Origin of the sequence: Aeromonas sp. QDB34 (genome assembly GCF_027705405.1) — a bacterium.
In the GTDB taxonomy this organism is placed as follows: domain Bacteria; phylum Pseudomonadota; class Gammaproteobacteria; order Enterobacterales; family Aeromonadaceae; genus Aeromonas; species Aeromonas hydrophila.
The window spans coordinates 636,083-654,449 of record NZ_JAPDBT010000001.1 but is presented as its reverse complement, the minus strand read 5'-3'; the positions used below and the strand labels follow the sequence as shown (position 1 = coordinate 654,449).

Here is an 18,367-nt window from a genome sequence, read left to right as displayed (position 1 = left end):
AACCATGTTTATTCTGAAAAACGTCACCGCCGTCCAGCTGGAGCCAACGCTGGTGCTGGAGGGGGTGGATATCGCCATCGAAGGATCGCTTATCAAAGCGGTGGGGCCCAATCTGCGGGCCCTCTACCCGCAGGCCAACTATCGGGAGATGGGCGGCAAGCTGGTGATGCCGGGTATCGTCTGTGCCCACAACCACTTCTACTCCGGCCTGTCGCGGGGGATCATGGCCAACATCGCCCCCTGTCCGGACTTTATCTCCACCCTGAAAAACCTCTGGTGGCGGCTCGATCGGGCGCTTGATGAGGAGTCCCTCTACTACAGCGGCCTTATCTGCTCGCTGGAAGCGATCAAGAGCGGCTGCAGCGCGGTGATCGACCACCACGCCTCGCCCAACTTCATCAAGGGCTCGTTGAACGTGCTGCGCAAAGGGTTTATGGAGGCGGGGCTGCGCGGCATGACCTGCTTCGAGACCACGGATCGCAACGGCGGCCTCGCCGAGCTGCAGGCCGGGGTGGAGGAGAACATCCTGTTCGCCCAACAGATCGATGCGGCCAAAGCCAAGGGGAACGAACCCTATCTGATGGAGGCTCATATCGGCGCCCACGCCCCCTTCACCGTGCCCGACGAGGGGCTCGCCATGCTGCGCGAAGCGGTGCAGGTCACCGGTCGCGGGCTGCATATCCATGTGGCGGAAGACCGCTACGACATGGCCCACGGCCACCACCATCATGGCAAGGAGCCCATCGCCCGGCTGGACGAGTTTGGCATTGTCGACAGCAAGACTCTGATCGCCCACGGTATCTACCTGAGCCCGGCCGACATCGAGCTGCTCAACAGCCGCGATGCCTTCCTGGTGCACAACGCCCGCTCCAACATGAACAACCACGTGGGCTACAACCTGCACCTGCCGGAATACCGCAACCTGGCGCTCGGCACCGACGGTATCGGCTCCGACATGTTCGAAGAGCTCAAGTTCGCCTACTTCAAGCACAAGGATGCCGGCGGGGCGCTCTGGCCAGACAGCTTTGCCCGCTTCCTCTGGAACGGCAACCGTCTGCTGGAGCGCAACTTCGGCGCCAAATTTGGCCGCCTGGAGCCAGGTTACAAGGCCGATCTCACCATTTGCGACTACGCCGCACCGACCCCGCTGGCGCCGCGCAACCTCGGCGGCCATCTCGCCTTTGGCATGGGCTCATCCTCTGTCAACAGCGTGATGGTGGAGGGGCGCATGGTCTATCAGGATCGCGAGTTCGCCTTTGACGTCGAGCCCCTTTATGAGCAGGCCAGCAAGGTGGCGAGCCGCCTGTGGCAACGGATGGATCAGCTGGCCTGAGGCCACCCTCCGCACGTTTGGACTGGATTGCCCGCCCTGTGGACCTTCCCGGCGGCGGGCAGCAAGAGTAAGGACGACACATGATTGAGCAATTCTTCCGACCCGAGCAACTGGGTCAGGCGCTGGCCCTCAAGGCCCAGTTTGGCAACGACGCTGTCTACATGGGGGGCGGCAGCAAGCTCAACGCCGCCCCGACCCGCACCGACAAGAAGGTCGCCATCTCGCTGGCCAAGCTCGGACTTGGCCAGATTGAGCAGCAGCACGGTCAGCTCCACATCGGCGCCACCGTTACCCTGCAAGCCCTGAAAGATGACCCCCGTACCCCGGCCGCCCTGTGCGAGGCGCTGGGGTTTGTCTACTCCCGCCATCTGCGCAATCAGGCCACCATTGGCGGCGAAATTGCCTGCCAGCAGCAGGACTCCCCCCTGCTGCCGGTATTGCTGGTGCTCGAAGCGGTGGTGGTGCTGGAGAACAACCAGCTGCAACCCATCGATGCCTATCTGGCCGGCCAGCGCAAGGAGCTGGTGCTGGGGGTGGTGCTGCCGGAGCCCGAGCTGCGCTGCGCCACTCGCCGCATCAGCCGCAACGCCGACGGCCTGGCGGTGATGACGGCCGCCGTGGCCCTCGACGCCCTTGGCGAGATGCGGGTCGCCCTGGCGGGTGTCACGCCGCAACCGATGCGCCTGCGGGACGTGGAGCGTCATGAGCTGCGGGATGCGGCGCTGGAGGCGGCGGTGAGCGCGCTGATTGCGCCGCGCGCGGATCTCGGTGGCAGCGTGGCCTACAAGCGCTATATCAGCGGCGTGGTGGTGGCGGATCTGCTGGTGGAGTGCCAGCAGCAGGAGGTACAGGCATGATGGAACTCAACTTTACCCTGAACGGTGCCCTGCGCACCGTCATCGCCCCGGCGGGCGAAAATGCCCAGCGGGTGCTGTTCAACCAGTGCCGGATGCACTCGGTGCGCAACAGCGACGACGGCTTCGGCTTTGCCGGCTCCGACGCCATCCTGTTCAACGGCAAGGTGATCAACGCCTCCCTGCTGATCGCCGCCCAGCTGGATGGGGCACAGGTGCGCACCGCCGAGTCGCTCGGCAGCTGGAACCAGCTCAGTCTGGTGCAGCAGGCCATGGTGGATGTGGGCGTGGTGCAGTCCGGCTACAACGATCCGGCCGCGGCGCTCATCGTCACCGACCTGCTTGATCGCCATCCCGAGCCCAGCCGTGATCAAATCGACGATGCCCTCTCGGGTCTCTTCCACCGCGATGGCGGTTATCAGCAGTTCTATCAGGCCATCGAGCTTGCCAGCTCGCGCCTCAAGGATCCCGATTACCTGTGCCAGATTGCCCCCGAGTTTCGTGACGACTTGCGCCACATCGGCAAGAGCTGCCCCAAGGTTGACGCCGCCAAGATGGTACAGGCCAAGCCCTGCTACGTGGAGGATCGGGTCAGCGAGGATGCGCTGGTCATCAAGATGCTGCGAAGCCCCCATCCCCATGCGGTGATCACCAAACTCGACGTGAGCCGCGCCGAAGCCATGCCGGGGGTGGTGCACGTCATCACTCACCTCAACTGCCCGGATGTCTACTACACCCCGGGTGGTCAGAGCGCCCCCGAGCCGTCACCGCTCGATCGCCGCATGTTTGGCCGCAAGCTGCGCCACGTGGGGGATCGGGTGGCCGCCGTGGTGGCCGAGAGCGAAGCAGTCGCCTTGGCGGCGCTCAAACTCATCGAGGTCGAGTATCAGGTGCTGCCCGCAGTCATGAACATAGACGAGGCGATGGCCCCCAATGCGCCGCTGGTGCATGACGAGCCCATCGTCTACATGGCCGGTGCACCGGCGGATCTCGAGCAGCAGAACGCCTGCTCGGTGCGCCGTGGTGACGAGCACATGATCATCAACTTTCCCATCGGTTCCCGTCCGCACGAGAACCTGGCTGCCAGCGTCCATGGCCAGATCGGTGACGTGGCCAAAGGCTTTGCCGAGGCGGACGAGATTGTCGAGCGTACCTACGAATCGACCCAGGCCCAGCAGTGCCCGACCGAGCCGCACATCTGCTTCACCTACATGGATGGCGAGCGGCTGGTCATTCACGCCTCCACCCAGGTGCCGTGGCATGTGCGCCGTCAGGTGGCGCGCATCGTCGGCATGAAGCAGCACCAGGTGCATGTGATCAAGGAGCGGGTAGGGGGCGGCTTTGGCTCCAAGCAGGATATCCTGCTGGAAGAGGTGTGCGCCTGGGCGACCAGGGTCACCGGCCGTCCGGTCACCTTCCGCTACACCCGGGAAGAGGAGTTCATCAGCAACACCTCCCGCCATGTGGCCAAGGTGAAGGTGAAAGTGGGGGCCAAGAAAGATGGCACCATCACCGCCATCGAGATGGATTTTCGAGCCAACACCGGTCCTTACGGCAACCACTCTCTGACGGTGCCGAGCAACGGCCCGGCGCTCTCCCTGCCGCTCTATCCGTGCGACAACGTGCGCTTTACCGTCAACACCTACTACAGCAACATCTGTCCGACTGGCGCCTATCAGGGTTATGGCGCGCCCAAGGGCAACTTCGCGCTGACCATGGCCATTGCGGAGCTTGCCGAGAAACTGGGCATCGATCAGCTCGACATGGTGGAGCACAACCGGGTGCACGAGGGAGACATCCTCAAGGTGCTGGGGGCCATCGGCGAGGGCAAGATGCCGACTTCTGTGCCCCATGCGGCCAGCTGTGCCCTCGAACCCATCCTCAAGCAGGGCCGCGAGCTTATTGAGTGGGATAGCCCCAAAGCCGCCGACGGGGATTGGCGCAGCGGCCGTGGCGTCGCCATCATCATGCAAAAATCGGGGATCCCGGACATCGATCAGGCCAACTGCATGGTCAAGCTGGAATCGGACGGCACCTTTATCGTCCACTCCGGTGGTGCCGATATCGGTACCGGTCTCGATACCGTGGTGGCCAAGCTGACTGCCGAAGTGCTGCACTGTCCGCTCGGGGATGTGCACGTCATCTCCGGTGACACCGACCACGCCCTGTTTGACAAGGGGGCCTACGCCTCGTCAGGTACCTGCTTCTCCGGCAACGCGGCCAAGAAGGCGGCCGAGAACCTCAAGGAGAAGATCCTGTTTCACGGCGCCGCCATGCTGGGCGAGCCGGTAGCCGATGTTGAGCTGGCGTTTCCGGGTGTTGTGCGCGGCAAGCTGGGGGAGGTGAGCCTCGCCAAGCTGGCCCACAAGGCCGAGACCGGTACCGGCTTCGGTATCCTGGTGGGCACCGCCAGCTACATCACCTCTGAGCTTGCCTTCCCGTACGGCGCCAACTTCGCCGAGGTGGCGGTCAACGTCAGAACCGGCCAGATCCGGCTCGACAAGTTCTACGCCCTGCTCGACTGCGGCACCCCCATCAACCCGGAACTGGCGCTCGGCCAGATCTACGGGGCGACCATGCGGGCCATCGGCCACTCATTGACCGAGGAGATCTGCTACGACGGCAAAGGCATTCCGCTCACCCGGGATCTGAAGAGCTATGGCGCGCCCAAGATTGGCGACATTCCGCGCGATTTTCGGGCCTTCCTGGTACCGAGTGACGACAAGGTCGGCCCTTACGGCGCCAAGTCCATCTCGGAGATAGGGGTCAACGGCGCCGCACCTGCCATCGCCACCGCCATCCACGACGCCTGCGGTGTCTGGTTGCGCAAGTGGCACTTCACGCCGGAGCAGATCCTGCGCGAACTGGGCAAGCTGGAGCAACAAGCGTCGGCATAACAAAAGAAAAGGTGAGGGGCGGGCGCAGGCTTGCCCCCAGCACCTGACAGCGGAATGAGTACTCCGCCCATATTCTGTGTGATGGGACAATCAAGATGTCTAAAACAACACGCAAGCACTCGGACCTGATTTACGCGCTCGAAGACAAACCTCCCTTTTACCAAACCCTGATGGGGGCCGTGACCCACCTGCTGGCCATCTTCGTGCCCATGGTGACCCCGGCTCTGATCGTGGGCGGGGCTCTTGGCCTCTCCACCGAGACCACCGCCTACCTGGTCTCCATGGCGATGATCGCCTCCGGCATCGGCACCTGGCTGCAGGTGAACCGCTACGGCCCCATCGGTTCGGGGCTGCTCTCCATCCAGTCGGTCAATTTCTCCTTCGTCACCGTGATGATCGCGCTGGGCAGCGCCATGAAAAAAGATGGCCTGCACGAGGAGCTGATCGTCTCGACCCTGCTCGGGGTCTCCTTCGTCGGGGCCTTCCTGGTAATGGGCTCCTCCTTCGTGCTGCCCTATCTCAAGCGGGTGATCACCCCGACCGTGAGCGGGGTGGTGGTGCTGATGATTGGCCTGAGCCTCATCAAGGTGGGGATCATCGACTTTGGCGGCGGCTTCTCCGCCATGAGCAGCGGCACCTTCGGCAAATACGAGAACATCGGCCTGGGGCTTTTGGTGCTCTGCGTCATCGTCGCCTTCAACTGCAGCAAGAGCCCCTTGCTTCGCATGAGCGGCATCGCCATCGGCCTGCTGGTGGGTTATGCGGTGGCCCTGATGCTCGGCATGGTGGATTTCTCCGCCCTTGAGAACCTGCCGCTCATCACTGTGCCCATCCCGTTCAAGTACGGTTTTTCCTTCGATCTGCACGCCTTTGTGCTGGCCGGCACCATCTATCTGTTGAGCGTGCTGGAGGCGGTGGGGGACATCACCGCCACCGCCATGGTCTCCCACCGGCAGATCCAGGGGCCCGAGTTTCAAAAACGGCTCTCCGGCGGCGTGCTGGCGGACGGCCTGGTGTCGGTGATCGCCTCGGCGCTCGGCTCCCTGCCGCTCACCACCTTCGCCCAGAACAACGGCGTCATCCAGATGACCGGGGTGGCCTCGCGCCACGTGGGCAAGTTCATCGCCGTCATCCTGGTGCTGCTCGGCCTCTTCCCGGTGGTGGGGCGCTTCTTCACCACCATACCGTCGCCGGTGATGGGGGGCGCCATGGTCATCATGTTCTCCATGATCGCCATCGCTGGCGGGCGCATCATCATCAGCCACGGCTTCGATCGGCGCGAGACCCTGATCGTCGCCACCTCGCTCGGGCTGGGGCTCGGGGTCTCCTACGACCCGAACGTCTTCAAGGTGCTGCCGGCGGGGATCTACATGCTGGTGGAGAACCCCATCTGCGCCGGCGGCATCACCGCCATCATCATGAATCTGGTGCTGCCGCAAAGCCGCAGACGCCAGGCGGCCGCCAATGCCGCCGAGGCGGTGGAGCTGATCCAGCTGAGCGACAAACCCGACACCCGCTTTGCCACCCGGCCCGCTCCGTCGGCCACTGCCCGCCAACAGGGGCTGGCGACGGACGAGGCACAGGTGCGCGCCCCGCAAGTGGATCGCGGCTAACGAACAACAAGAGGGAATTGAGAGATGAAAAACGACAACTCCGTCAAGGCGGTGCGCGGCAGCTTCTTCGACATCACCCGGGTGGTGAGCCAGCCCGAGGAGATCGAGCCCAATGCCCGCCTCATCGAAGACGGCCTGCTGATCATCCGCAACGGCTGCATCGACTGGTTCGGCCAGTGGGAGGAAGGCAAGGATCGCATTCCGGCCCAGGTGCGGGTGCGCGACTATCGCGGCAAGATGATAGTGCCCGGCTTCGTCGACACCCACATCCACTACCCGCAAAGCGAGATGGTGGGGGCCTATGGTGAGCAGCTGCTGGAGTGGCTCAATCGCCACACCTTCCCGGCCGAGCGGCGCTACAACGATCTCGAGTACGCTCGCGAGATGTCCACCTTCTTCATCAAGCAGCTGCTGCGAAACGGCACCACCACGGCGCTGGTGTTCGGCACTGTCCACCCCGAGTCGGTGGATGCCCTGTTCGAGGCGGCCAGCCGCATCAACATGCGGATGATCGCCGGCAAGGTGATGATGGATCGCAACGCGCCAGATTATCTACTCGATACCGCCGAGAGCAGTTATGAACAGAGCAAGGCGCTCATCGAGCGCTGGCACGGCAATGGCCGCTTGCTCTACGCCATCACGCCGCGCTTTGCCCCCACCTCGACCCCGGCGCAGCTGGCGATGGCGAGACGACTGCGCGAAGAGTATCCGACCACCTATCTGCACACCCACCTGTGCGAGAACAAGGACGAAATAGCCTGGGTGAAATCCCTCTTCCCGGCGCATCAGGGCTATCTCGACGTCTATCACCAGCACGGCCTCACCGGCCACAACTGCGTGTTTGCCCACTGCGTCCATCTGGAAGAGCAGGAGTGGGATTGCCTGAAAGAGACCGGCTCCACCATCGCGTTTTGTCCCACCTCCAACCTCTATCTCGGCAGTGGGCTGTTCAAGCTGCACAAGGCGTGGCACAAGCAGGTGAAGGTGGGGATGGGCACCGACATCGGCGCCGGCACCACCTTCAACATGTTGCAGACCCTCAACGAGGCCTACAAGGTGATGCAGTTGCAGGGCGAGCGCCTCTCGGCCTATCAGGCCTTCTATCTAGCCACCCTGGGCGGCGCCCATGCGCTGGGGCTGGACGAGCAGATCGGCAGCTTCGCGGTGGGCAAGGAGGCGGACTTCGTGGTGCTCGACCCGGTCGCCACCCCGCTGCAGCAGCTGCGCTACGACAACTCCACCACCCTGCGCGACAAGCTGTTCGTGCTGCTGACCTTGGGGGATGACAGATCCATCTACCGCACCTACGTGGATGGTCAGCTGGTACACGAGCGGGGCTGATCCGGTTTTCAAAGCAGAGGGGCGGGCATGCTCGCCCCGGGAACACGGCAGCAGGGGCCAGCGTGGCGCCTGCGCCGCACGACAGGCGGGGCGTTTGCCCCGCCACAGCAGGTGAAATGGCCCGGTTTTTTTAGATGGCAAGTCAAACGTTTGCCTTGCCTGCCAACCCCATGATGCCGGCGACCGTGGCAGCAGAGATCCGCGGCACCGACCGCCATTTCGTCACGACACATTCAGGGATGCAGGAAGGAGTCGGCCATGAGCCAGACAAACAGGATAAACGAGATGGACGGGGCAGTTGCGGACAAGGGGGCGGCGGCGGGACGACAGCCCGCCGGCGGCGCGCTCGATCGCTACTTCATGATCAGCGAGCGGGGCAGCAACGTGCGCCAGGAGGTGCTGGCGGGGCTCACCACCTTCCTCGCCATGGTCTATTCGGTGATCGTGGTGCCCAGCATGCTCGGCAAGGCGGGCTTTCCCCCCGGCGCCGTGTTCGTGGCTACCTGTCTGGTGGCGGGCTTTGGTTCGCTGCTGATGGGGCTCTGGGCCAAGCTGCCGATGGCCATCGGCTGCGCCATCTCGCTCACCGCCTTTACCGCCTTCAGCCTGGTGCTGGGGCAGCAGATCTCCATCCCGGTGGCGCTCGGCGCCGTCTTTCTGATGGGGGTGCTGTTTACCGCCATCTCGGTGACCGGGGTGCGCAGCTGGATCCTCGACAACCTGCCGATGGGGATAGCCCACGGCACCGGCATCGGCATCGGGCTCTTCCTGCTGCTGATCGCCGCCAACGGGGTGGGGCTGGTGATCAAGAACCCGCTGGAGGGGCTGCCGGTGGCGCTGGGGGCCTTTACCTCCATGCCGGTCATCATGTCCCTCATCGGGCTGGCGGTCATCGTCGGGCTGGAGAAGCTTAAAGTTCCGGGCGGGATCTTGCTGGTGATCGTTGCCATCTCCATTTTCGGCCTCATCTTCGATCCGGCGGTCAAGTACCAGGGACTGTTCGCCATGCCGAGCCTCGCCGACGAGCAGGGCAAGTCCCTCATCTTCAGCCTGGACGTTGTGGGGGCGCTCTCGCCGCTGGTGCTGCCAAGCGTGCTGGCGCTGGTGATGACGGCGGTGTTTGATGCCACCGGTACCATTCGCGCCGTGGCGGGGCAGGCCAATCTGCTGGACAAGGATGGCCACATCATCAATAGCGGCAAGGCGCTCAGCGCCGACTCCATCAGCAGCATCTTCTCCGGTCTGGTGGGGGCCGCGCCGGCCGCCGTCTACATCGAATCGGCGGCGGGCACGGCGGCAGGGGGCAAGACCGGCCTTACCGCCACTGTGGTGGGGGTCTTGTTCTTGCTGATGTTGTTCCTCTCGCCGCTCTCCTACCTGGTGCCGGCCTATGCCACGGCGCCGGCCCTGATGTACGTGGGACTCTTGATGCTGAGCAACGTCGCCCGGCTCGACTTCGATGACTTCGTCGGGGCCATGTCCGGCCTGCTGTGCGCCGTCTTCATCGTGCTCACCTGCAACATCGTCACCGGCATCATGCTGGGCTTCAGCGCCCTGGTGATCGGCCGCATCTGCTCGAAGGAGTGGCGCAAGCTCAACGTCGGCACCGTCATCATTGCCCTGGCGCTGGTGCTCTTCTATGCCGGCGGCTGGGCCATCTAGTCCGCATCGCATTCTTCTTTATCGCGGGGCCAGCCTCTCTTGGCCGGCCCCGCCCTTCAAACCGCACTCATACCATTTTGATAACGGGGCTTACCAGATTGATAACGCCGCCCGATCACTGGCACCGCCGAGTCCTCCATGGGCTGCAGCTGCGGGGCTGGCCACGGCCATGACGGAGAGCCTGATGGGCGCCGGATGGGATCTTCTTCACACTTCTTCCCTTTGCTCGCCGCCTTTGCCCCCCGGTTGGCCCGACGTGCCGGAAACGGGCGCATATCTTGCTGTTTTTTATACCGGTTCTGATTTTTCTGCCTGACAAAGGACTTGCATATGTCCATAGGATTACCGCTCAAGCGGGTGGATGCCGAGGCCAAGGTGACCGGCAGCGCCCGCTACACCGACGACAACATCATGCTTGGCATGCGCCACGCCAAATACGTGCGAAGCTCCATCGCCCACGGCAAGGTGCTCACCATCGATGCCAGCGAAGCGCTGGCCCTGCACGGGGTCGAAGCCGTGTTCACCCATGAAGATGTGCCCACCACCTGCTTTCGCACCGCCGGTCACGCCTGGTCCCTTGATGAGACCAAACGGGACGTGAAAGACCGCCGTCTGCTCACCGACCATGTGCGTCACTTCGGCGATGGGGTCGCCATCGTGGTGGCGCGCGATCCCCTGGTTGCCGAGAAGGCCGCCGCCCTGGTCAAGGTGACCTACGAGCCGCTGCCGGTGATGACGGATGCGGCCAGCGCCCTGGCCGAGGGGGCCTGTCCCATCCACCCAACCGGCAACCTGCTGCGCCAGAGCCAGATCCGGGCGGGAGAGCCGGAGCAGGCCATCGCCGCGGCCGATTTGCAGTTCAAGGGGCACTACCAGACGCCGGTGGTGCAGCACTGCCATCTGGAGACGGTGACCTGCTACGCCTACATGGATCAGCCGGACCACATCATCGTGGTCACCAGCACCCAGATCCCCCAGATTGTGCGCAGCCGGGTGGCCAAATCCCTCGGCCTGCCCTGGTCCAGCGTGAGGGTGATCAAGCCCTACATGGGCGGCGGTTTTGGCAACAAGCAGGATGTGCTGGAAGAGCCGATGGCGGCGTTTCTGAGTTACCAGCTCGGCGGCGTGCCGGTCAAGGTGACCCTGAGCCGGGAGGAGTGCTTCTTTGCCTCCCGCACCCGCCACGGCTTTGCCATCGATGGCACCCTCGGCATCAACCGGGATGGCACCCTCAAGGGCTATCAGCTGGACGTGCTCTCCAACACCGGCGGCTATGCCTCCCACGGCCACTCCATCGCCAGTGCCGGCGCCAACAAGATAAGCTACCTCTATCCGCGCAGCGCCTTCGGTTATGACGCCAAAACCTTCTACAGCAACCTGCCCACCGCCGGTGCCATGCGCGGCTACGGCGCGCCGCAGGTGGTGTTTGCCCTCGAATGCATGCTGGACGATGCCTGCGCCGAGCTGGGACTCGACCCGCTTGCGGTGCGCATCGCCAACGTGGCCCGCGAAGGGGACGTCAATCAGGTCAACCAGAAAACCATCTACAGCGCAGGGCTCCCTGAGTGTCTGCGCCGGGGCGGCGAGCAGTTTGAGTGGGAGCGGCTCAAGGCCGAGTGTCTGGCACAGGATCCTACGAGCCGGGTACGACGCGGCATCGGGGTGGCCTGCTTTAGCTACGGCTCCAACACCTATCCGGTAGGGGTGGAGATCGCCGGCGCCCGCATGCTGCTCAACCAGGATGGCACCGTCAATCTGCAGATAGGTGCCACCGAGATAGGGCAGGGCTCGGATACCGTCTTTGCCCAGATGGCGGCCCAGACCTTGGGCATTCCGTTTGAGCAGATCCGGGTCATCTCGACCCAGGATACCGACATCACCGCCTATGATCCGGGTTCGTTCGCCTCGCGCCAGAGCTATGTGGCGGCCCCCGCCATCCATCAGGCGGCGCTGCAGTTGCGGGCCCGCATCCTGTCGCTGGCGGCTCAGCTCTGCCATCAGGATGTGGGATCGCTGACCCTGATCGATGGCTATGTAGTGTTGGCCGGCGCGCCGGACAAGGTGCTCATCAGCGTCGCCGAGGTGTCGGTCAACGCCTATTACCACCTCACCATCGGCGGCCAGATCACCTCGGAGGTCTCCCACAAGACCACCACCAACCCGCCCAGTTTTGGCTGCACCTTCGTCGATCTCAGCGTCGACATCGATCTCTGCAAGGTGACCATCAACCGCATCCTCAACCTGCACGATGCGGGCAAGATCCTCAACCCGCAGCTGGCGGAGGGGCAGGTGCACGGCGGCATGGGGATGGGGATCGGCTGGTCGCTGTTCGAGGAGATGATCATTGACGCCAAGACCGGCGTGGTGCGCAACCCCAACCTGCTTGACTACAAGTTCCCCACCATGCTGGATTTGCCCGAACTTGAGTGCGACTTCGTGCAGACCTACGAGCCCCAGTCGGTCTATGGTCACAAATCCCTGGGGGAACCGCCCATCATCTCGCCGGGCCCGGCGATCCGTAATGCCATTCGCATGGCGACCGGGGTCGCCATCAACGAGCTGCCCATCACCCCCAAGACCCTGTTTCGGGAGTTTGTCGCGGCGGGTCTGATTGGCGAGGGAGCAGGGGAGGAGCAACACCATGTTTGATATTGCCCGTTACTACAAGGCCCACAGCGTGGCCGAGGCGGTTGCCCTGCGCCAGGCCGACCCCGAGGCTCGCCTGTTGGCTGGCGGCACCGATGTGATGATCCAGCTCCATCACCTCAACGCCGCCTATCGCCATATCGTCGATATTCACGACTTGCCCGAATTGAAGGGGGTGAGCGAGCTGGCCGACGGCGCTATTCGCATCGGCTCTGGCACCACCTTTACCGAGCTCATCGAAAACGAACTGGTGCAGCGCCGCCTGCCGATGCTGGCGGAAGCCGCAGCCACCATCGCCGGCCCGCAGATCCGCAACGTCGCTACCTATGGCGGCAACATCTGCAACGGCGCTACCAGTGCCGACTCGGCGGCGCCGACTGTCGCGCTGGAGGCCGAGCTGGAAATTGCCGGCCCCGATGGCACGCGCCGCATCCCCATCGCCGGCTTTCACACCGGCCCGGGCAAGGTGGCGCTGCAACCGGCGGAAATCCTGGTGGCGTTTCACTTTGCCCCGGACGCGCACCCCCAGGTGGGCTCCCACTACTTCAAGTACGCCATGCGGGGCGCCATGGACATCGCCACCATCGGCTGCGCCGCCTACTGCCAGATTGAGGATGGCTACTTCAAGCGTCTGCGGCTGGCCTACGGGGTGGCGGCACCGACGCCGGTGCGCACCCCGCACGCGGAAGCTGCAGCCGAGGGGCAACCCCTGACTCGCGCCACACTGGCCGCGATTGCCGAGGCGGTGGTGGCCGACGTGGCGCCGCGCTCCTCCTGGCGGGCAGAAAAGGAATTTCGCCTGCACCTGATCAAAACTCTGGCGCAGCGGGTGATCACCTGCGCCGTCGAACGTGCCGGAGGCAAGATCCTATGATGCAACCGCAAAGCTGTCCCACTGTTGCGATCCAGTGCGAGATCAACGGCAAACCCTACTCCTACGCGGTGTCGCCCACCATGTCGCTGCTTCACTTCCTGCGCGGACAGGGGCTTATCAGCGTGAAAGAGGGATGCAGTGTCGGTGAGTGCGGCGCCTGTACCGTGCGGGTGGATGGCACGGCCATCGACAGCTGCCTCTATCTGGCGGTGTGGGCCGATGGCAAATCCATTCGTACCGTTGAGGGGGAGCGGCAGGGCAACGAGCTCTCCGACGTGCAACAGGCCTTTATCGACGAGGGGGCGGTGCAGTGCGGCTTTTGCACCCCGGGCCTCGTGATGGCGAGCGCCGCCCTGCTCGACAAGACAGAGCGCCGTCCCTTGAGCGAGGCGGAGATCCGCCGCGGCCTGTCGGGGAATCTGTGCCGCTGCACCGGTTATCAGAACGTGGTGCGGGCGGTGAAGAAGTGCTGCAAGGGGTGACGGGCTCGCCCCTCGATTAGTCTTTCAAACCGTCGTTCGGCAGCGAGGTGACTGCGCCTGAAATAGGCCGGGAGGTTATTTTCACCCCGCCGCTCAAGCGCGCATCCCGTTATTTCTGGCGGGCAGTGGGGGGAACTAATCCCGTGCCACTCACTTGTCAGGCTAAATAATAAACAATCGGCTGCGTGCGACCGCCGGTGGGTGGCAAGCGACTGTTTTTACGCGATATGTCAGCTTGTGTCGCCATCTTGTGCGCCGCCTTTGCCTATTGGCGGCAGCAAATACCGGCGGGCGGGAAATAACGGAAAATAATGGCAAGGGGTCTGAAAAAAGCCCCTTTTTTGTCACCTGGTCGCAACATTTTTCTGTAATTGTTAGCCAGCTCGCGGCGACCCTTCGCGCAAACGGGCAGAGTAGGCGCCATGGTCGGCGAAGGCCGCCATGATACGTAATCAGGGTTGTAATCAGGTGCTGCGGCCCGCTTGGCGGGGCGCAAAACATAACATCAAAAAGAAAAAGGAAACTGGCATGTCAGGAAGACACTCTCTGGTAGCGCTGGCCGTCGGGCTGGCGCTGGCGGGACCGGCACAGGCACAGCTGCTCATCAGCGAATACCTGGAAGGCTCGGGTAACAACAAGGCGGTGGAGCTGAGCAACCTCGGCAGCGACCTCGTCGATCTCTCCCAATACCGATTGGCGCTCTACGCCAACGGCAAACCCATCAGCGAATCCCCCACCAACAGCCTGGCGCTGCAAGGCACGCTGGCCCCGGGCGCCACTCTGGTGCTGGCCAACCCCTCCGCCAGCAGCGAGATCCTGGCCAAGGCCAACCGCACCAGCGGCAACCTGGTGTTCAACGGTGACGACGCCCTGGTGCTCTATCGCGGCAGCGAGATAGTGGACAGCTTCGGCCAGGTGGGGGTGGATCCGGGCACGGCCTGGGTGTCGGGCAACGTCTCTACCCTGGACATGACCCTGCGCCGCAAGGCCACCGTCACCACTGGTCGGACGGATGCAACCGCCCTCTTCGATCCGGCGCAGGAATACGTGGCGGCCCCGAAAGATGACGCCAGCGGCCTGGGCTGCAGTGGCGATGGTCCCTGCGATGGCACTCAGCCGCCCGCCTTCGTCTGCCCGGTGGACAGCCTGGTGCCGGTGCCCGCCATTCAGGGCCCCGGCACCAGCAGCCCGCTGGTGCCGGCCGGCAAGTTTGAATCGGAACAGGCCTATGCCACCCGTGGCGTGGTGACCCAGGTGGTCAGCGGCCTCTACAAGGGCTTCTTCATTCAAGATGAGCAGGGGGACGGCGATCCGGCCACCTCCGACGGCCTCTTTGTCTACAGCACCAAGGCCAACGCAGCCATCGTGCCGGGGGCAGAAGTGTGCGTCTCTGGCAAGGTGAAGGAGTATTTCAACCAGACCCAGCTCAACGCCGACGAGCTGGTGGTGACCCGGCCGCTGGGGGCCATCCCGGCTGCGGTGGATCTGCTGCCGGTGGCAGGCGAGAGCCTGAGCCAGCTGCTGGAGCGTCACGAGGGGATGCAGGTACGGTTGGTGCCGGGCTCCAGCCTGGTGGTGACCCGCAATTTCAGCTTCGATTACGACGGCAAGCGCAACAACCTGGTGCTTTCTTATGGCGCTCCGCTCATCAAGTCGACCCAGAAATTTGCCGCCCTGAGCCAGGAGGCGAGCCAGTGGGCCCTGCGCAACCAGCAGAACCAGCTGGTGGTGGAGACCGACGCCAAGGCGCCGGATGGCGTGCTGCCCTGGTTCCCCGGCTTCAACGCCGAGGACGGTTACCTGCGCATCGGCGACAAGCTCAACGGGCTGGAGGGGGCGCTTGGCTACTCCTACAACCTGTTCCGACTGGTGGCCAGCAACCGCATTGATGCCAGCCAGATTGATCACAGCGGCTGGGATCGGGTGGAAACGCCGGAACTTGCCGAGGCGGGGGATCTGCGGGTCGCCAGCTTCAACGTGCTCAACTTCTTCACCACTGTGGTGGGGGGCGATGCCAACCCCACCGGCAGCAACCGGGGCGCCTTGACGGTAGCGGAGTTCGAGCTGCAGCGCACCAAGATAGTCAGCGCCATCACCCGCCTCAATGCCGACGTGGTGGGGCTGATGGAGATCGAGAACAACGGCTACGGCGACAACTCCGCCATCGTCAACCTGGTGGCGGCCCTCAACGCCGCCCAGCCGGATGAGGCGGATCACTACCGCTGGATTGCCTCGCCGGATGGCAAGCCCATTGGTACCGACGCCATCACGGTGGGGCTCATCTACCGACCCGCCAAGGTGACCCCGGAGGGGGCTGCCAGCCTCATCGCGCTGCCGGTGCAGCAGGCCGAGGCGGTGGACGCCAGCGGCAAGCCGGTGACCATCAACCAGGGGATGCGCGAGTCACTGGTGCAGCGCTTCAGCTCGCCCAAGGGGGATGCGCCGCTGACCCTGGTGGTCAACCACCTCAAGTCCAAGGGCTCCGCCTGCTTTGAGGATTACCCCGACTACGCCACCGCCGATCCGCTGGATGGTCAGGGCCACTGCAACGCGCTGCGGGTCTCTGCCGCCAAGGTGCTGGGAGAACAGCTCAAGGATTTGGCCGGGGATCTGCTGCTCATCGGCGACATGAACGCCTACGGCATGGAGGATCCCATTCGGGTGCTGACCGACTATGATCCGGCCGCCCAATCGCGCCAGATCATGAGCGCCTCCTTCACCACATTGGCGGGTCAGCCCTTCGAGGAGGGCGGCAGCGCCCTTGGCAAGGGGTATGGCCTTATCAACCTCAACACCCGCTTCCACGGCACCGACACCTACTCCTACAGCTACGAAGGGGAGCTCGGTAACCTGGATCACGCCCTGGCAAACCCGAGCCTCGCGGCCAAGGTGATCGGCATCGAGGATTGGCACATCAACTCCGCAGAGAGCAACTTCTTCGAGTACGGCAGCAAGTACAGCGGCCAGCTGGCGAAATCCGAAGGGCCCTTCAGCGCCTCGGATCACGATCCGGTGCTGGTGGCCATCCAGTATCCGCTGCCGCCCGCCGGGGTATTGAGCCTCGAGAGCGCCGCTGCGAACGTGGAGGAGGGCAACACCCTGGCCTTGAGCGTGGCGCGCCGCGACGGCACCTATGGTGAGGCCAGCGTGAGCTACCGCATTGCCTACGGCAGCGCCGATGCCAACGACGTGGCACCGCTCACCGGCACCCTGCACTGGGCCGCCGGGCAGAGCGACAGCCAGACCATCAGCATCCCGGTGAAGAGCGACACCCTGCGCGAAGGGGACGAGACCTTTACCCTGGAGCTGTTTGACCCGAGTGGCGCGACCCTGGGCGAACAGCACCAGACCCTGGTGACCATCAAGGACAAGCTGGCGCCGTCCACCATCTCGCTGGCACGTGCCAGCATGACGGTGAACGAGGGGCAGTGGTTTGCCGAGATCCCGCTGGTGCGAAGCGGCGATCTCAGCAAGCCAGCCCGGGCCCGGGTGGCCCTTGACGGGGTCACGGCGCGCTGGGGACTGGATTTCCTGCCCTGGTTTGGTCAGTCGGTGAGCTGGGCCGCGGGCGAGGGGGGCAGCAAGTCGGTCAAGGTGCTGATCATCGATGACTGGTTTGTCGAGCCCACCGAGCAGTTCAAGATGAGTCTGGCTGCATTGCAAGGTGGTCAGCCGGGTAACCTGCAGGAGACCCGGGTCGACATTCTGGACAACGACAAGTCCTGGTGGCCCTTCGGTCGCCACTGAGGATGATTGAGCAATAAGAAAGGGGCCTGCGGGCCCCTTTCTGTTGTTTCTGTTGTCGGCCAAGAGCGCCGAAAACAGCGAGGCCCATCACCAGGATGGGCCTCTGAGCGGGACACGCCGACGGGATCAGCTGCCGCTCTGGGGGGCGTCAATCACCAGCTTGCCATCCTTGACCGGGATGGTGGCGCCGGGGGCCTTGTTCATGCGGATCACCCCTTCCTGACCGGCGAGGCGGTAGGTGACGTCATAGCCCAGGGTACGGGTGCTGCTCTCCTGCACCGTCTTGCAGCGCTGCTCGGTGGTGGTATAGGTATCACCGGCCTGCATGTTGCCCTGCACCTGGTTGCCGGCATAGCCACCGGCCACGGCGCCCGCAGCAGTCGCCACCTTCTTGCCGTTGCCGCCACCAAACTGGTTGCCAAGCACCCCGCCCAGCGCCGCGCCGACCACGGTACCCAGGATCTTGTGCTCGTCCTGCACCGGCTTGCGGTGGGTCACGCTGACGTTGCGACACTCCTGACGGGGGGTCTTGATGGTCTCGGTCACCGCTTTGCTGGCCAGCACTTCGGCGAACTGAGGCTGTGATGAAAACAGGGATCCGCTGGCGGCGGCTGACAAGGCCAGCGCAGAGGCCACACCGATCCCGACTCCTGCCAACATGGATTTGTTCATTTTCTCTTCTCCTCAAATGCATCACGGGATGCGTCTCTTGCTTGCGGTCATCTTGGCACAAGGGCAAGGAGGCACAAGGCAAAGCCGGTGCGGGCACGACAGCCCCTGACTGCACCGAAAAGTGCCTCGTCAAAAAGGTGTCGGGCTTTGGCGACAAAGGTGGGGGAAAGGCAGCAAAAGCGATCTGCGAGTGGCATTTTGCGATTCAGCTGGACCTATTTTCCCATTTTGCGCCAAGCTTCTGCC

Annotated in this window: 11 protein-coding genes; 10 read left to right on the top strand and 1 reads right to left on the bottom strand. The window is 63.9% G+C overall.

Features of this window, described 5'->3' with window-relative positions; all coding sequences use genetic code 11:
• Positions 1–4: 4 nt before the first annotated feature.
• From ssnA to OKC29_RS02845, 10 genes are all read left to right on the top strand, one after another.
• Positions 5–1,333, top strand: coding sequence for a putative aminohydrolase SsnA (gene ssnA, locus OKC29_RS02890; protein ID WP_073350404.1), 1,329 nt, complete (start codon positions 5–7; stop codon positions 1,331–1,333).
• An 80-nt stretch (positions 1,334–1,413) separates the two neighbouring features.
• On the top strand, positions 1,414–2,190 hold the full coding sequence (gene ygfM, locus OKC29_RS02885) for a molybdopterin-dependent oxidoreductase FAD-binding subunit (RefSeq protein ID WP_073350402.1): 777 nt from the start codon (positions 1,414–1,416) through the stop codon (positions 2,188–2,190).
• Positions 2,187–5,084, top strand: coding sequence for a molybdopterin-dependent oxidoreductase Mo/Fe-S-binding subunit (locus OKC29_RS02880; protein WP_199287695.1), 2,898 nt, complete (start codon positions 2,187–2,189; stop codon positions 5,082–5,084). Before ygfM ends, OKC29_RS02880 begins: the two co-directional genes overlap by 4 nt.
• A gap of 95 nt (positions 5,085–5,179) precedes the next feature.
• On the top strand, positions 5,180–6,697 hold the full coding sequence (locus OKC29_RS02875) for a nucleobase:cation symporter-2 family protein (protein ID WP_073350400.1): 1,518 nt from the start codon (positions 5,180–5,182) through the stop codon (positions 6,695–6,697).
• Positions 6,698–6,721: 24 nt separating this feature from the next.
• Entirely contained in the window at positions 6,722–8,038 is a 1,317-nt protein-coding gene (gene guaD, locus OKC29_RS02870; protein WP_073350398.1) for a guanine deaminase, read from the top strand.
• A gap of 285 nt (positions 8,039–8,323) precedes the next feature.
• Entirely contained in the window at positions 8,324–9,700 is a 1,377-nt protein-coding gene (locus OKC29_RS02865) for an NCS2 family permease (RefSeq protein ID WP_073350396.1), read from the top strand.
• Between the two features lie 330 nt (positions 9,701–10,030).
• Positions 10,031–12,349 carry a xanthine dehydrogenase molybdenum-binding subunit XdhA gene (gene xdhA, locus OKC29_RS02860; protein WP_073350394.1) on the top strand — a complete coding sequence of 773 codons (2,319 nt, stop codon included), beginning with the start codon at positions 10,031–10,033 and terminating at the stop codon, positions 12,347–12,349.
• Positions 12,342–13,220, top strand: coding sequence for a xanthine dehydrogenase FAD-binding subunit XdhB (xdhB, locus tag OKC29_RS02855; RefSeq protein WP_073350392.1), 879 nt, complete (start codon positions 12,342–12,344; stop codon positions 13,218–13,220). Before xdhA ends, xdhB begins: the two co-directional genes overlap by 8 nt.
• Positions 13,217–13,702, top strand: a complete 486-nt coding sequence (gene xdhC / locus OKC29_RS02850; protein ID WP_073350390.1) for a xanthine dehydrogenase iron sulfur-binding subunit XdhC — start codon at positions 13,217–13,219, stop codon at positions 13,700–13,702. Before xdhB ends, xdhC begins: the two co-directional genes overlap by 4 nt.
• Before the next feature lie 528 nt (positions 13,703–14,230).
• Positions 14,231–17,449, top strand: coding sequence for an ExeM/NucH family extracellular endonuclease (locus tag OKC29_RS02845; protein WP_073350388.1), 3,219 nt, complete (start codon positions 14,231–14,233; stop codon positions 17,447–17,449).
• A gap of 126 nt (positions 17,450–17,575) precedes the next feature.
• Here the strand turns inward: OKC29_RS02845 and OKC29_RS02840 are convergent, their stop codons facing one another.
• The gene (locus OKC29_RS02840; RefSeq protein ID WP_073350386.1) at positions 17,576–18,121 is read right to left on the bottom strand and encodes a glycine zipper 2TM domain-containing protein; all 546 of its coding nucleotides are present in this window, start codon (positions 18,119–18,121) and stop codon (positions 17,576–17,578) included.
• Positions 18,122–18,367: the final 246 nt, after the last annotated feature.

Coding starts and splice junctions, on each gene's coding strand:
- ssnA (WP_073350404.1), top strand. CDS start 5: ATGTTTATTCTGAAAAACGTCACCGCCGTCCAGCTGGAGCCAACGCTG.
- ygfM (WP_073350402.1), top strand. CDS start 1,414: ATGATTGAGCAATTCTTCCGACCCGAGCAACTGGGTCAGGCGCTGGCC.
- OKC29_RS02880 (WP_199287695.1), top strand. CDS start 2,187: ATGATGGAACTCAACTTTACCCTGAACGGTGCCCTGCGCACCGTCATC.
- OKC29_RS02875 (WP_073350400.1), top strand. CDS start 5,180: ATGTCTAAAACAACACGCAAGCACTCGGACCTGATTTACGCGCTCGAA.
- guaD (WP_073350398.1), top strand. CDS start 6,722: ATGAAAAACGACAACTCCGTCAAGGCGGTGCGCGGCAGCTTCTTCGAC.
- OKC29_RS02865 (WP_073350396.1), top strand. CDS start 8,324: ATGGACGGGGCAGTTGCGGACAAGGGGGCGGCGGCGGGACGACAGCCC.
- xdhA (WP_073350394.1), top strand. CDS start 10,031: ATGTCCATAGGATTACCGCTCAAGCGGGTGGATGCCGAGGCCAAGGTG.
- xdhB (WP_073350392.1), top strand. CDS start 12,342: ATGTTTGATATTGCCCGTTACTACAAGGCCCACAGCGTGGCCGAGGCG.
- xdhC (WP_073350390.1), top strand. CDS start 13,217: ATGATGCAACCGCAAAGCTGTCCCACTGTTGCGATCCAGTGCGAGATC.
- OKC29_RS02845 (WP_073350388.1), top strand. CDS start 14,231: ATGTCAGGAAGACACTCTCTGGTAGCGCTGGCCGTCGGGCTGGCGCTG.
- OKC29_RS02840 (WP_073350386.1), bottom strand. CDS start 18,121: ATGAACAAATCCATGTTGGCAGGAGTCGGGATCGGTGTGGCCTCTGCG.